Source organism: Methylobacterium sp. B1, from assembly GCF_000333255.1.
Lineage (GTDB): Bacteria > Pseudomonadota > Alphaproteobacteria > Rhizobiales > Beijerinckiaceae > Methylobacterium > Methylobacterium fujisawaense.
Genome location: NZ_BACT01000638.1, coordinates 1 through 14078 on the forward strand (window position 1 = coordinate 1; position 14078 = coordinate 14078).

A 14078-nucleotide genomic window follows, 5' to 3' on the forward strand; every position below is an offset into this window, starting at 1 on the left:
GTCGCTTTCTCCGACAGGACGAGCTGACCGGCCGCTATATCGAGACCTCCGAGGACAACTTCACCAAGTCGCTCCTGGTCTCGTGCTACTCGTTCACCGCCGTGGCCCAGCGTGCCGAGAAGATCATGCGCCCGGGCGGCTCCCTCGTGACGCTGACCTATTACGGCGCCGAGAAGTGGATGCCGCATTACAACGTGATGGGCGTGGCCAAGGCGGCCCTGGAGGCGTCGGTGCGCTACCTCGCGGCCGATCTCGGCCCGAAGAACATCCGGGTCAACGCGATCTCGGCGGGCCCGATCAAGACTCTCGCTGCCTCCGGGATCGGCGATTTCCGCTACATCCTGAAGTGGAACGAGTACAACGCGCCCCTGCGCCGGACCGTGACGATCGGGGAGGTCGGCGAGACCGCGTCCTACCTCGTCTCCGACATGGCGGCGGGCATGACCGGCGAGATCCTCCACGTGGATGCCGGCTACCACGTCGTCGGCATGAAGAATCCCGAGGCCCCGGACCTCACCCTCGACAAGGATTGAGGCGCGCTCCGTCACCGCACGCGCCGCGCGCGGCCAGACGGCTTTTCGCACGATCCGATCGGATCGGGGTCAATCCTCATCCGCGTCGGCGAAGTCCCCCGAGAGCTTGAGCCCGTCGATCCAGGTCTCGCCGTCGCGCTTGATGACGGTGCGCGGCCGGACGCGCCCGTGCTCCGCGATCCCCGCCGCCAGCCGCTCCGAATGGGTCGCGAGCCAGACCTGGGTGCGTTCTGCGGCCCGCGCGATCAGCCGCGCCAGCGGATCCATGAGATCGGGATGCAGGCTGGTCTCGGGCTCGTTCAGGGCGATGAACGGCGGCAAGCGGTATCCGAGCAGGGCGCCCGCGAGGGCGAGGTAGCGCAGGGTGCCGTCCGACAGTTCCGGCGGATCGAAGATCCGGACGGGGAAGTCGGGAAAGCGCAGGCCGAAGCTGGCGTGACGGCCCGGCTCGGGGATGACGAGCCCCGCACCCGGGAAGGCGGCGTCGACGGCCTCGTCGATCTCGGCGGTGTCCTGCCGGATATGCGCCAGGGTGGCGAAGACGGCGGCGAGGTCCGAGCCGTCCGAGGCCAGCGTCGGCGTCGTCACCGCGAGGCAGGGCCGGCGTAGGGGCGAATTCGCATCCGTCCGGAAATCGTGGTGGAAGCGCCATCCCGCCAAGGCGAGGCGGACCAGGGCGATCTCGGGAAGCCCTGTGGCGTCGAGGAGGCTGCCCAGCGCGGTCTCGGTCGCCAGCAGATCCCCGCCGAGGGAGCGTTTGGCGCCCGCCTCGTCGCGGACGAAGCCGCTGCGCCCGTCGCGATCGAGGAGTACGGCCGTGCGGCCGCGGGTGCGGACCGTCAGGCGCTCGGCCTTCACCTGCGGCTCCTTCCGAAAGGCCGCGCCGAAAATCGAGTCGCCGGCCTGCTGCACCAGCCCGACCTCCACCGTGTATTGGAAGTCCTGGCCGGTGCCGTCGTGGCGCAGGGTGGCCGACAGGCAGATCCGCGCGGCCTCGCCCTGCCGACGGCGACCCGCCCACAGGGCCGAGTCCATCCCGCCCTCCGCGGCGAGATCGCGGGTGAGCGTACCCCGGGCCGCCGCCTGTAGGAGCTCGAGCGAGCGGTACAGGTTGGTCTTGCCCGTGCCGTTGCCCCCGACGAAGACCGACAGCCGATCGACCGGGAAGCTGATCCGCCGCAGCGAGCGGTAGCCCGAGACCGCGATTTCCCGAACCACCAGCATCTCGGGCCTCCCCCCGTCAGTCGGGCACCGTGAGATCCGCGATGCCCTTCGAGGCCTCCGGGAATCGCGGATCCATGGCCTCCAGTGTATCGGCCACGGTCCGGGCAATCACGTAGTTGCGGAACCACTTGTGGTTGGCCGGCACCACCAGCCAGGGCGCATGGGGCGTCGAGCAGCGGCCGAGGGCGTCCGCGAAGGCCTGCTGGTAGGCGTCCCAGGACTTCCGCTCGACCAGATCGGCGGGATCGAATTTCCAGCGCTTCTCCGGATCGGCGATCCGGGCCTCCAGGCGCTTCTTCTGCTCGGCCCGGGAGATGTGCAGGAAGAACTTGATCACGGTTGTGCCGGACTCGGTGAGCAGGCGCTCGAAGTCGTTGATGCGGCCGTAGCGGCTCTGCCACACCGCATCCGGAACGAGGCCCTTCACCCGCACCACCAGCACGTCCTCGTAGTGGCTGCGGTTGAACACCCCGATCATGCCGCGTCCCGGCACGCGGGCGTGGTAGCGCCACAAGAAGTCGTGATCGAGTTCCTCGCTTGAGGGCACCTTGAACGAGGCCACGGTGCAGCCCTGGGGGTTCACGCCCTGCAGGACCGAGCGGATCGTCCCGTCCTTGCCGCCGGTATCGATCGCCTGGAACACCAGCAGCAGGCTGCGGGCGCGTTCGGCATAGAGGCGCTCCTGGAGGGCGACGATGCGCGCCCGCTCCCCGGCCAGGGCCTCCTTCGCCCAGGCCTTATCCAGGCCGCCATCGGCGTCGGCCTCCACCGCGGAGAGGTCGAAGGCCGCGCCCGGCTCCACCGTGACGATGCCCGGGGCGGCGAGGATGGGGATCTGGCGGTGGCCGTCCAGGGCGGCCGGGATTGTCCCGGCGATCGTGTCCGCGGAACCCGCCCAGCGGGCCGTCGACGGGCGGGGCGGCCGGGGCGATCCATGCAGGTCTGCCTCACCTGTCACGTCATCGGGACGTTTGTGGCCGCGATGATGCTTGCCGTGCTTCTTGGACATGGGGCAGGACCTGTATCCGGATATTGCCGACCGACGGCGAGAACGGCCGGCGATCCAGGCCGTTCCGGATTCCTGCGCAGGACGGGGTTGAGACGGTTGGGTACGATCTACTTCATCCGGCACGGCCAGACCGCCTGGAACGCCGAGGGACGCCTCCAGGGCGGGCGCGACACGGACCTCAACGCCCAGGGCGAGGCGCAGGCGGCGGCCGTCGCGGAACGCCTCGCCGCGGCGGCGGGGGCGACGCTGGCGGAGGCCGACTTCGTCGCGAGCCCGCTCAAGCGCACCCGGCGCACCATGGAGATCCTCCGGACGGCCCTCGGCCTGCCGCCGGCGGCGTACCGGACCGATCCGCGCCTGCGCGAGATCGGTTTCGGCAGCTGGGAGGGCTCCACCTGGGCGGAGATCCGCCGCCGCGACCCGGCGGGGGCGGCCGGCCGCGACCGGGACCGCTGGCATTACCGTCCGCCCGGCCTCGGCGCCGAGAGCTACGCCGCCCTGGTCGAGCGCGTCGGCCCGATGATCGCGGCCCTGGAGCGGGATACGGTGGTCGTCGCCCATGGCGGCGTGGCACGGGCGGCCCTCGTCGCCCTCGGTCATCTCGACATCTACGCCGCGCCCCGCCTCGGAATCCGGCAGGGCGAGGTCCTGATCCTCGAGCCCGGTGGCTGGCGCTGGGCTTGATCCCGTGCGCCTGCGCAGTGCAAGGCCGCCTCGATAACGGCATGATCGGCAGGCTATAGGGCGGCGGCCAGGACAGGCGCCGGCTCGAGCGGCCGGCCAGCGGAGCAGCGGATGAGCGACCTCGCCGAAAAGACCCGGCCCGGCCCGGTGGCCGGGGAGCGCGACCGTCCCGGGGACGCGGCGATCCTGCGCGGCGACCGCCGGCCCGACCTGATCCGCGACGAGGTCCTGGCCGAGATCTTCCTGCACGCCGCCGAGACCCGGCCCGACCATCCCTGCCTCGTCGACGGCGCCCGCGTGGCGGCCGGCGGCGTCCACCCGCACCTGACCTACGCGGAGGTCGCCGCCCGGGCCGGCCGGATCGCCGCCGGCCTCGCCCATCGCGGCATCGGCCCCGGCGACGTCGTCGGCCTGTGGATGGCCCGCGGCCCGGACCTCCTCGTGACGCAGATCGGCATCACGATGTCGGGGGCGGCGTGGCTGCCCTTCGACGCCGAGGCGCCGGCCGACCGAGTCGGCGTGTGCCTCACCGATGCGAGCGCGAAGGCGCTGCTGGTCTCGCCGGCGCTGGCGGCCGCGGCGCCCGACGGGACGCCCGCCCTGACGCCCGCCGATCTCGACGCGGGGACGCCCGCCGATGCGCCCGAGCCGGACCCGCGCGCCGCCGGACTGACGCCCGAGCATCCCGCCTACCTGATCTACACCTCGGGCTCGACCGGCGTGCCCAAGGGCATCGTCATCAGCCACGCCAACATCTGCCACTTCCTCCGGTCGGGGAACGCCCTCTACGGGATGCGCGCCGACGACGTGGTGTTCCAGGGGGCCTCGGTGGCCTTCGATCTCTCGATGGAGGAGATCTGGGTCCCGTACCTCGTGGGTGCGACCCTGTTCGTGGCGAGCCCGGCCATGATGGGCGACCTGGAATCGCTGCCGGGCATCCTGGAGGCGGAGGGGATCACGGTGCTCGACACCGTGCCGACGCTGCTGGCGATGATCTCCGGCGACCTGCCGCGGGTCCGCCTCGTCCTGCTCGGCGGCGAGGCGCTGCCCGAGCCGCTGATCGCCCGCTGGGCGACGGGCGGGCGCCAGCTGTTCAACACCTACGGGCCCACGGAGGCCACCGTGGTGGCGACCGCCGCCGAGATGCGGCCCGGCGAGCCGGTGACCATCGGCGGCCCGATCCCGAACTATTCCGTCTATGTCGCCGGCGAGGACCTCGCCCTGCTCGGCCGCGACCAGCAGGGCGAGCTGCTGATCGGCGGCCCCGGCGTGGCGCGGGGCTACCTCGCCCGTCCGGAGCTGACGGCGGAGAAGTTCATCGCCAACCCCTTCGCGTCCGACGGGACCGATCCGGTGCTCTACCGCTCGGGCGACGCGGTCTCCCTCGATGCCGAGGGCCGGATCGTGTTCCACGGCCGGATCGACGATCAGGTGAAGATCCGCGGCTTCCGCGTGGAGCTGGGCGAGATCGAGTCCCGGATCCGGGCGGTGCCCGACATCAACCAGGCCGCCGTCGTGCTCCGGCAGGACGACGGCGTCGACCGCCTCGTCGCCTTCCTGATCCCGGAGCGCGGCCGCGCCATCGACGCCGCGGCCCTGCGCCGGACGCTTGCCGGGCAGATGCCGCCCTACATGGTGCCCGGCCATTTCGAGGTGGCCGAGTCGCTCCCGCGCCTGACCTCCGGCAAGGTCGACCGCAAGGCGCTGAAGATCGCCCCGCTGACGGTGGTGGCCGCCGACGGCGAGCAGGAGCCCCCCGCCAACGAGACCGAGGCGGCCCTCGTCGCGGCTGCCAAGCAGGTCTTCGGCAACCAGCCGATCGCCCTCGAGGGCGATTTCTTCGCCGATCTCGGCGGGCATTCCCTGCTCGCCGCCCGCTTCGTCTCGGCGGTGCGCGAGAACCCGCCGCTCGCCGGCATCACCCTGCCGGACGTCTATGCCCTGCGCACGATGCGGGCCATGGCGGACGCGCTGATCGCCCGCACGGGCGGGATGGGCGCCGGGGCCGCGACCCGTGACCTGAGCTTCGAACCGCCGCCGCTGCTGCGCCGGGCGCTGTGCGGCCTCGCGCAACTCGTCGCGCTGCCCTTCGTCATCGCCCTGGCCACTGCGCAATGGCTCGGCATGTTCGTGACCTACCTGCTGCTCACCGGCGGCGGTCTCAGCTTCTTCGCCGAACTCGGGGTGCTGCTCCTCGTCTATGTGGCGATCAACGGCGTGACCGCAGTGGCCGCGGTGGCCGGCAAGTGGCTCATCCTCGGCCGGACCAAGCCGGGCCGCTATCCGCTCTGGGGCGCCTACTATTACCGCTGGTGGCTCGCGCAGCGGTTGGCCCCGCTGGTCCACGTGAAGTGGCTCCAGGGTTCGCCGGCCATCGCCATCTACCTGCGGCTGATGGGCGCCCGGATCGGGCGTGACACCCTGATCTCCGACATCGAGATCGGCGCGCCCGACCTCCTGTCCATCGGAGACGGCGCGTCGCTCGGCGGTCGCCTCGTCATCGCCAACGCCGAGATCGTCGGCAACGAGCTTGTCATCGGCCGGGTCGAGATCGGCGCGGATGCGGCGGTGGGAACCTCCTGCGTCATCAGCCACGACACGGTGATCGGGCCGCAGGCGGAGATCGCCGACCTGACCACGATCCCCGTGGGCTCGCGGGTCGGGGCGGCCGAGCGCTGGGACGGTTCACCCGGCCGCAAGGTCGGGATGGCCGACCCCTCGGACCTGCCCGCGCCCGCCGAGGCCTCCTTCGCGCGCCGCAGCGCCTTCATGGCGGCCTATGTCGTCCTGCTCGGCGCGATCCCCGCGGTCGGCCTGCTGCCGATCTTCCCGGCCTTCTTCATCTTCGACCAGATCTCGGATTCGTTCTCCGACATCACCGACGTCGACTACCACTGGTACCTGCCGATCCTCACCTGGCCCACGGCCATGCTGATGACCGCCGGCACGGTGCTGCTGATCGCCGGCATCCGCTGGATCGTGCTGCCGCGGACGCGCTCGGGCACCTACTCGGTCCATTCCCTGTTCTACCTGCGGAAATGGTCGCTGGCGCTCGCCGTCGAGGTGACCCTGGAGACGCTCTCGTCGCTGTTCGCGACCGTCTACATGCGGGCCTGGTACCGGCTGATGGGCGCCAATATGGGCCACGGCGCCGAGATCTCGACCAACCTCGCGGGCCGCTACGATCTCGCCGAGGTCGGCGCGAAGAACTTCGTCGCCGACGAGGTGGTGTACGGCGAGGAGGAGATCCGGCGCGGCTGGATGCACCTGGAGCCAACCCGCACCGGGGCGCGGGTCTTCGTCGGCAACGATGCCGTGGTGCCGCCGGGCGCCGTCATCCCCGACGACGTGCTCATCGGCATCAAGTCGAAGCCGCCCGAGAATGCCGCCATGAGCCCCGGCGAGACGTGGTTCGGTTCCCCGCCGATCCGGCTGCCGGCCCGCCAGAAGGTCGATCTCGGCTCGACCGCCCAGACCTACGAGCCCGGCGCTTGGCCGAAGATCCGGCGCGGCGTGTTCGAGGCCTTCGCGACCTCGTTCTCGCCGATGCTCTACATCACCCTCGCGATCACGGTGATCGACTGGTACTTCTACCCGGCCATCCTGGAGCAGGACTGGTGGGGACTGGCCTTCAGCTTCGTCGCGGCGAGCGTCGCCATCGCGCTGATCCAGTCGTCCGCCGTCATCGCGATGAAATGGCTGCTGATGGGCGTCTACAAGCCCGGCATGCAGCCGATGTGGTCGTGGTGGGCGATGCGCACCGAGGCGATCGCCGTGGCCTATTGGGGACTCGCCGGCAAGGTGCTGCTCGAGCATCTCCAGGGCACGCCCTTCCTGCCCTGGGTGCTGCGGCTGTTCGGGGTGAAGGTCGGCAAGGGGGTGTGCATGCTCACCACCGACATCACCGAGTTCGACTGCGTCACCATCGGCGACTACGCCACCATCAACCGGGTCTCGGCGCTGCAGACGCACCTGTACGAGGATCGGATCATGAAGATCGGCCGCGTCGTCGTCGGCCGGGGCGTCTCGGTGGGCGCGTTCTCGACCGTGCTGTACGATACGAAGGTCGGCGATTTCGCCCGCCTGCGTCCGCTCACCATCGTCATGAAGGGCGAGTCGATCCCCGCCAACACCGAGTGGGAGGGGGCGCCCGCGGTGCCGGTGATCCACCGCGCCTGACGGTGGCCCCGGTCAACGGATCTTGGCGGTGTACTAGCTCGTCTACGAGCGAGTGATGCCGCCAAGCTAACTTATTGTAATGTCTAGCCTGCGATCTTAGTATAGATTGAGATGCCGAGCCGTTCCCCCAGCAATGCCGGGATGGGACGGCGCCATCGTTCGAGCCGAGGATCGACAGTCGTCCGTGCAACTCGATCCCGCGACTCTGCTGGTCGTCAGCGCGGCGACGACCTTTCTGGTCGGCGTGTTGTTCATGGCCTCATGGCGGCAGGCTCCCGGATCCCGGACGCTCGCCCTCTGGGGCATGGCGCACCTCGTCGGGGCGGCCGGGTCGGCCGGCCTCGCGTTGCGCAATCAGATCCCCGACCTGATCTCGGTGGGCTTGGCCAACGCGGTGGTGCTGGCTGCCTACGGCCTCATCTGGAGCGGAGTCCGTACCTTCGAGCATCGCGAGCCACGGACGGGCGTCGCGATGGCGGGTGCCCTCGGATGGTGCGTCCTGTGTCTGATCCCGGCCTTCTATGCCGCGATCGAGGCCCGCATCCTCTACGCCTCGGCCGTGGCGGCCCTCTATTGCGGCGCTGCGACCGCGGAGATCTGGCGCGGTCGCGCCGAGCAACTCGCCTCCCGGATCGCGGCCGCGACCATTCTCGGCCTGCACAGCGCCTTCTACGTCCTGCGGATCCCCGCGACCGTCATGGCGCCGCCGCAGCCGGGCCTGAGCCCGCTCGCCTCTCCCTGGGTGGCGATCCTGTGCTTCGTCACTCTGATGTTCTCCATCGCCTCGGCCTTCACCTTCATGGCGCTGGTCAAGGAGCGGGCCGAGCGCGAGCAGCGAATCGCCGCCTCCACGGACGCCCTCACCGGGGTGCGCAACCGCCGGTCCTTCACCAGGGCCGCCGAGCGGGCGATGGCCGAGTATCCCGACGTCGCCCTGCTGCTGTTCGACCTCGACCGGTTCAAGGCGGTGAACGACCGTTACGGTCATGGGGTCGGCGATGCGGTCCTGATGGGCTTCTGCGCCATGGCGACGTCGCTCTTGCCCAAGGAGGCGCTGCTGGGCCGCCTGGGCGGCGAGGAATTCGCCTGTCTGCTGCCGGACGTCTCGCCCGCCGAGGCCCTGGGTCGGGCCGAGGAACTGCGCCGGACCTTCGCGCAGCTTCACGTCCCCGAATTGCCGGGCCTCAGCGTCAGCGTCAGCATCGGGATCGCGCAGGCCCGGCCCGGGGTCGCGTTCGATGCGCTGATGCAGCGGGCCGATGCGGCGCTCTACGCCGCCAAGGAGGGTGGGCGCGACCGGGTCGCCGTGGCGGAATCGGTCGCGGTCCGCGCCGCCTGAAGCGCGGCCGGGTCGCTCACGCCAGGGCGCGGGCCGCCTCGGAGACCTTCCGCACCGACGTGTCGACGACGGCCGCCGAGGCCGCGATCTCCGCCATGGCGGCGTGAACGGCCGCGACGCTCTGCGCGGCGGCCTGCATGTTCTCGGTCATGTCGCGGGTCACCGTCGCCTGTTCGGTCACGGCTGACGACACGCTCAGCGAGAGCGCACTCAGCTGTTCGATCGTCCCACCGATCCCGTCGATCGCCGCGACCGCCCGCGCGGTCTCGGCCTGCACGGCGGCGATCTGGGTGCCGATCTCTCCGGTCGCCTTTGCGGTCTGCCCGGCGAGGGCCTTCACCTCGGCGGCCACCACGGCGAAGCCCCTGCCGGCCGCCCCGGCCCGGGCCGCCTCGATGGTGGCATTCAGCGCCAGCAGATTCGTCTGGTCGGCGATGGAACGGATCAGGCTCACCGCCGCTCCGATCCGGTCGGCGGCGCCGGTGAGGCCCACGACGATCGCAGCCGCCTCCTCGGCGCGGGAGACGACTAGGTCGACGGACGATTTCGCCTGCAGCGCGTGACGGCTCAATTCCTCGATGGAAGCGGCGAATTCCTCCGAACCGGCCGCGACCGCTTCGACATTCTGGGTGGTCTGGCTCGACGCTTCCGCTGTGTCGTCGGCCTGCCGGACGACCCGGCTCATGGACTCGCGGATCGCCGCGATATCGGCATCGATGGCGCGCTGGCTCTCGGCCCGGCGCTGCCGATCCTCGACCTGCCGGGTCACGTCGGTGGCGAACTTGACCACCGCGCAGGGCTTACCGTCGGTGTCGAGGATCGGGTTGTAGGCACCGAAGATCCAGACCGTGCGGCCGCCCTTTCCGATCCGCCGGAACTCGCCGGCCTGATACTCGCCGTTGCCGAGGGCGGTCCAGAACGCGGCATAATCCGCGCTCGCCGCCTCGGCCGGCGGCAGGAACATCCGGTGATGCCGCCCGCGGATTTCCTCGAGGGTGTAGCCCAGGGTGGCCAGGAAGTTCGCGTTGGCGTCCACGATCGTGCCGTCGAGGGCAAAGCTGATCGTCGCCTGCGAGCGGTCGAGGGCCGCGATCTGGCCGGCGTAGAGCGCGTTGCGTGCGCGCTCCGCGGTGATGTCGGTGGCGAGCTTGACCACCTTGATCGGCTTGCCGCGTCGATCGAGGATCGGATTGTAAGACCCCTGGATCCAGACAATCCGGCCGGACTTGGTCAGGCGGGGGAAGGCGCGGGTCTCGTGCCGGCCGGCGCGCAGCCCGTCCCAGAAGGCGGCATAGTCCGAACCCGACCGCTCGGATTCCGGCACGAACAGGCTGTGATGCCGGCCCCGAACCTCTTCGAGGGTGTAATCGACGAGCGCGAGGAAGATCGCGTTGGCATCGGTGACCATGCCGTCGAGATCGAATTCCACGCGGGCCATCGTCCGATCGATGGCCGCGAGCAGGGCGTTGTCGCGAGAACCAAATATCGCCATTTGAAAACGTCCCTGTCTGTTTTTATTTATGAATTATATTGATCTCACAGCGATTCATTTGATCGCAGGCGCGCCGTTTCGTCTGTGTTAAAGCCTAGCTTAGAGTATTGCAAATCTGTTTCACATTGGTCAATCGGCTTGTCGGCGCCTTAAAGATGGCGGACCATTTGGTAATTTTATTTGTTTCGGTCGTTATTCATGTGTATTCGGATCGAGAAATGCCGCAAATGGCTCATTCGATCGGATTTCGGGCCATCGTGCGCTGAGGTACTCAGCCGGATGGCGCGGCTCGCGGTCTGCGCTAGGACGGGGCGAACGTCGACGGGCCGATCCAAGTCGGTCGAGGCGACTGTCGGCACGGCACTGACTGGAGGTCGGACATGGACGAAGACACCCGGATCGATCGCCTGGAGATCCGCCTGACCGAGCAGGACGCGACGATCGAGGACCTGAACCGCACCGTGACCGAGCAATGGCGCGTCATCGACCGGTTGGTGCGGCAGCTGGACATGCTGCGGGAGCAGGTCGAGGAGGCGGCCGCCCGGGCGGCGCCGCGGGGGCTGGAGCCGCCGCCGCCCCATTACTGACGGAGGGAGCCGGCGCGCCGGGGTGCGACGCGCCGGCCCGCGCGTCAGAAGTTCGCCTGCGTGACGAACTTGGTGACCAGGTAGGCGTCGAGCGCCTCCGGGCCGCCCTCGCTGCCGTAGCCCGAATCCTTGACGCCGCCGAACGGCGTCTCCGGCAGGGCGAGGCCGTGGTGGTTGATCGAGATCATGCCGCTCTCGACCGCGTTCGACACCCGCGCCGCCCGCTCGGCGGAGCGGGTATAGGCGTAGGCCGCGAGCCCGTAGGGCAGACGGTTGGCCTCGGCGAGCGCCTCGCCGTCGTCGGAGAACCGGTTGATCATCGCCAGGGGCCCGAAGGGCTCCTCGTTCATGATCCGGGCGGTCAGCGGCACCTCGGTAAACACCGTCGGCTCGAAGAAGTTACCCTGGTTGCCGATGCGCTTGCCGCCGGCGCGCAGCGTCGCGCCGCTCGACTCGGCGTCCGCCGCCAGCGCCGTGACGGCGTCGAGGCGCCGCCCGTGGACCAGCGGTCCCATCTTGGTCTCGGGATCGAGCCCGTCGCCGACCTTCACGGCCTTGGCGAAATTGGTGAAGCCCTCGACGAAGCGGTCGAAGACCGAATCGTGCACGAGGAAGCGAGTCGGCGAGACGCAGACCTGGCCGGCGTTGCGGAACTTCGAGGGGGCCAGGACGGCGACCGCCTTCTCCACGTCGGCGTCGCCGAACACGATCGCGGGGGCGTGGCCGCCGAGCTCCATCGTGGCCCGCTTCATGTGCGCGCCGGCGAGTGCCGCGAGCTTCTTGCCGACCACGGTCGAGCCGGTGAACGAGATCTTCCGGATCACGGGATGCGGGATCAGGTAGGCCGAAATGGTCTCCGGGTCGCCGTAGACCAGCGAGAGCGCGTCCCCCGGGATGCCGGCATCCAGGAAGGCGCGAACCAGGGCGGCGCAGCTCGCCGGCGTGTCCTCGGGACCTTTGAGGATCACCGTGCAGCCGGTGCAGAGCGCCGCCGAGATCTTGCGGACCGCCTGGTTGATCGGGAAGTTCCAGGGGGTGAAGCAGGCCACCGGGCCGACCGGCTCGCGCACCGCCACCTGCAGCACGCCGTCGGCGCGGGCCGGGATGACGCGGCCGTAGGCGCGCTTACCCTCCTCGGCGAACCAATCGATGATGTCGGCCGCCGCCAGGGTCTCGACCCGCGACTCGGCGAGCGGCTTGCCCTGCTCCAGGGTCATGGTCCGGGCGATCTCGTCGACCCGCGCGCGCAGGAGGTCGGCGGCTTTCCGCATCACCTTGGCGCGCTCGAAGGGCGCGACGCTGCGCCAGGCCGGGAAAGCGCGGGACGCGGCCGCCAGGGCCTCGTCGAGATCCGCCGTGGTGGCGACGGCGCACCGGCCGATCGTCTCACCCGAAGCCGGGTTCAGGACTCCCAGGGTCTCCCGGTCGGCACCCGCGCGCCAGCGCCCGGCGATGTGAAGCTCGGTATCCGGATACATCGGTCGATTCCCGCTCGGCCGCACCATCGGCCGCAGGCGGACTGTGCCGATGTGGCGCGCCCGGGCAATCCCCGCGGCGGCATAGCTGGAACCGTCTGTATTCAGGCGGCGGCGCGGGCGGGCTCCGGTGCCTGGACAAGGGTCGCGGTCCCGTGGCGGGCGCGGAGGGTCGCGCCTTTCGGGACCACCTGCCATCCCTCGCGACAGCCATCGATCGGCTCCGACACCACCACGATGCCCCCCGGCCCCTCGCGGAAATACAGGCTCGGCGGCCGGCCATCGCAGGCCCAGCGGTAGGCGGTGAGCGTCTCGCCATCCGTAAGCAGCGCGGTGAAGCGCAGCGGCTCGCTGACGCTGGCGGCTTCCATCAGCTCGCGCACGGTCTTGAGCGTCCGCGCCATCGCGCCGACGGGATCCTCCTCGAGGCCGTTGGCGAGTGCCAGCAGGAAAATCGCCTCCGAATCCGTGCTGCCCCGACGGTGGTCGTAATAGGTATCCGGGATCAGCGCTTCGAGCCGCCGCTTGATCCGGTGGTAGCCGCCGATCTGACCGTTATGCATGAACAGATGCCGGCCGTAGACGAACGGGTGGCAATTCGCCCGGGCCGTGGCGGTCCCGGTCGACGCACGCACATGCGCGAAGAACGTGCGTGCCCGCACCTGTCCACACAGGTTCACCAGATTTTCGTCCGACCAGGCCGGGGAAATGTCGCGATAGACCCCCGGCTCGGGCCGCTCGGCGTACCAGCCGATGCCGAAGCCGTCGCCGTTGGTTTCGGTCTTCCCCTCGTCGGCGTGCAGGGACTGATGCACCAGCGAGTGGGTCGGCGCGCAGACGAGGTCGGAGAGGAAAACCGGCTCACCGCTATAGGCGAGGAAACGGCACATGACGGACGATGATCCTTCAGCTCAGGTCCACGTACGATCCCGCGCAACGCCCCTCGGAGGGTGGAGACGTTCCGCCGCAGGACGTTAACAGTCGGTCCACTCCGGTGAACAGTTTCTTAACCGGTCGGAAACTGCGCCATTTTCGTGCGTTCCGCATGAAATCGGTGCCGCTTGATCGCAGGGCAGGCATTCGCCGGCGCGGCGACGCGACTCTTGTGAGCCGTCTCATGAAGGGTCAGCATGGCCAAATCGGGGAATCAGAACGCCGCCCAGGAGGCGGTCGCCCGAAGCGGGGCAAGGCACCAACAGCAGGAGACTTTTATGGATTGCGCAGTGCCCGACGGATCCGCCCCCGTGGCTCTCGTCGTGGAGGACGATGCGGCCGTGCGCGATCTCGCCACCGCGGTGCTTGAAGAAACCGACCTCGGAGTCATTGCCTGCGAAAGCGCGGAGGCGGCCCTGTCCGTGCTGGAGCGCTCCGACGTGACGGTGGCGTTGCTCTTCGCCGACGTGCGGTTGCCCGGTGCGATGGACGGGGTGACCCTGGCCCAGGCCGTCAAGCGGCGCTGGCCGGACGTGCGCGTGGTCGTGACCTCCGGCGCGGGCCGGGATGCGCGGCTCCCCGACCAGGCGGTCTACATGCAGAAGCCGTGGCGGGCCCTCGAC

General features: G+C 69.8%; 11 protein-coding genes. 6 read left to right on the forward strand and 5 right to left on the reverse strand.

Going from position 1 to position 14078, the window contains the following annotated elements; all coding sequences use genetic code 11:
- Positions 1-533, forward strand: a 533-nt coding sequence (locus I53_RS18820; protein ID WP_043353462.1) for an SDR family oxidoreductase, incomplete at its 5' end; no start/stop codon positions are given.
- A gap of 69 nt (positions 534-602) precedes the next feature.
- Here I53_RS18820 and I53_RS18825 read toward each other — a convergent pair.
- Complete coding sequence (locus I53_RS18825) at positions 603-1757, reverse strand: AAA family ATPase (protein WP_043353464.1); 1155 nt, start codon at positions 1755-1757, stop codon at positions 603-605.
- Between the two features lie 16 nt (positions 1758-1773).
- On the reverse strand, positions 1774-2766 hold the full coding sequence (locus tag I53_RS18830) for a polyphosphate kinase 2 family protein (RefSeq protein ID WP_043353466.1): 993 nt from the start codon (positions 2764-2766) through the stop codon (positions 1774-1776).
- Positions 2767-2862: 96 nt separating this feature from the next.
- Here I53_RS18830 and I53_RS18835 point away from each other — a divergent pair, with 96 nt between their 5' ends.
- The 3 genes from I53_RS18835 (at position 2863) to I53_RS18845 (ending at position 8968) form a co-directional block, all read left to right on the forward strand.
- On the forward strand, positions 2863-3450 hold the full coding sequence (locus I53_RS18835) for a histidine phosphatase family protein (protein WP_043353469.1): 588 nt from the start codon (positions 2863-2865) through the stop codon (positions 3448-3450).
- Positions 3451-3561: 111 nt separating this feature from the next.
- Complete coding sequence (locus I53_RS18840) at positions 3562-7629, forward strand: Pls/PosA family non-ribosomal peptide synthetase (RefSeq protein WP_043353471.1); 4068 nt, start codon at positions 3562-3564, stop codon at positions 7627-7629.
- 184 nt (positions 7630-7813) lie between these two features.
- Positions 7814-8968, forward strand: a complete 1155-nt coding sequence (locus tag I53_RS18845; protein ID WP_043353473.1) for a diguanylate cyclase — start codon at positions 7814-7816, stop codon at positions 8966-8968.
- Positions 8969-8984: 16 nt separating this feature from the next.
- Here the strand turns inward: I53_RS18845 and I53_RS18850 are convergent, their stop codons facing one another.
- Complete coding sequence (locus tag I53_RS18850) at positions 8985-10460, reverse strand: PAS domain-containing methyl-accepting chemotaxis protein (protein WP_043353474.1); 1476 nt, start codon at positions 10458-10460, stop codon at positions 8985-8987.
- 380 nt (positions 10461-10840) lie between these two features.
- Between I53_RS18850 and I53_RS18855 the strand changes: the two genes are divergently transcribed.
- Positions 10841-11047 (forward strand): SlyX family protein, encoded by a 207-nt coding sequence (locus I53_RS18855; protein WP_043353476.1) that lies wholly within the window; start codon positions 10841-10843, stop codon positions 11045-11047.
- Between the two features lie 44 nt (positions 11048-11091).
- Here I53_RS18855 and I53_RS18860 read toward each other — a convergent pair whose 3' ends face one another.
- Positions 11092-12525 (reverse strand): NAD-dependent succinate-semialdehyde dehydrogenase, encoded by a 1434-nt coding sequence (locus tag I53_RS18860; protein WP_043353478.1) that lies wholly within the window; start codon positions 12523-12525, stop codon positions 11092-11094.
- A 101-nt stretch (positions 12526-12626) separates the two neighbouring features.
- On the reverse strand, positions 12627-13412 hold the full coding sequence (locus tag I53_RS18865) for a class II glutamine amidotransferase (RefSeq protein ID WP_043353480.1): 786 nt from the start codon (positions 13410-13412) through the stop codon (positions 12627-12629).
- A 321-nt stretch (positions 13413-13733) separates the two neighbouring features.
- Between I53_RS18865 and I53_RS18870 the strand changes: the two genes are divergently transcribed.
- A partial coding sequence (locus I53_RS18870) for a response regulator (protein WP_043353481.1) occupies positions 13734-14078 on the forward strand: 345 nt, incomplete at its 3' end.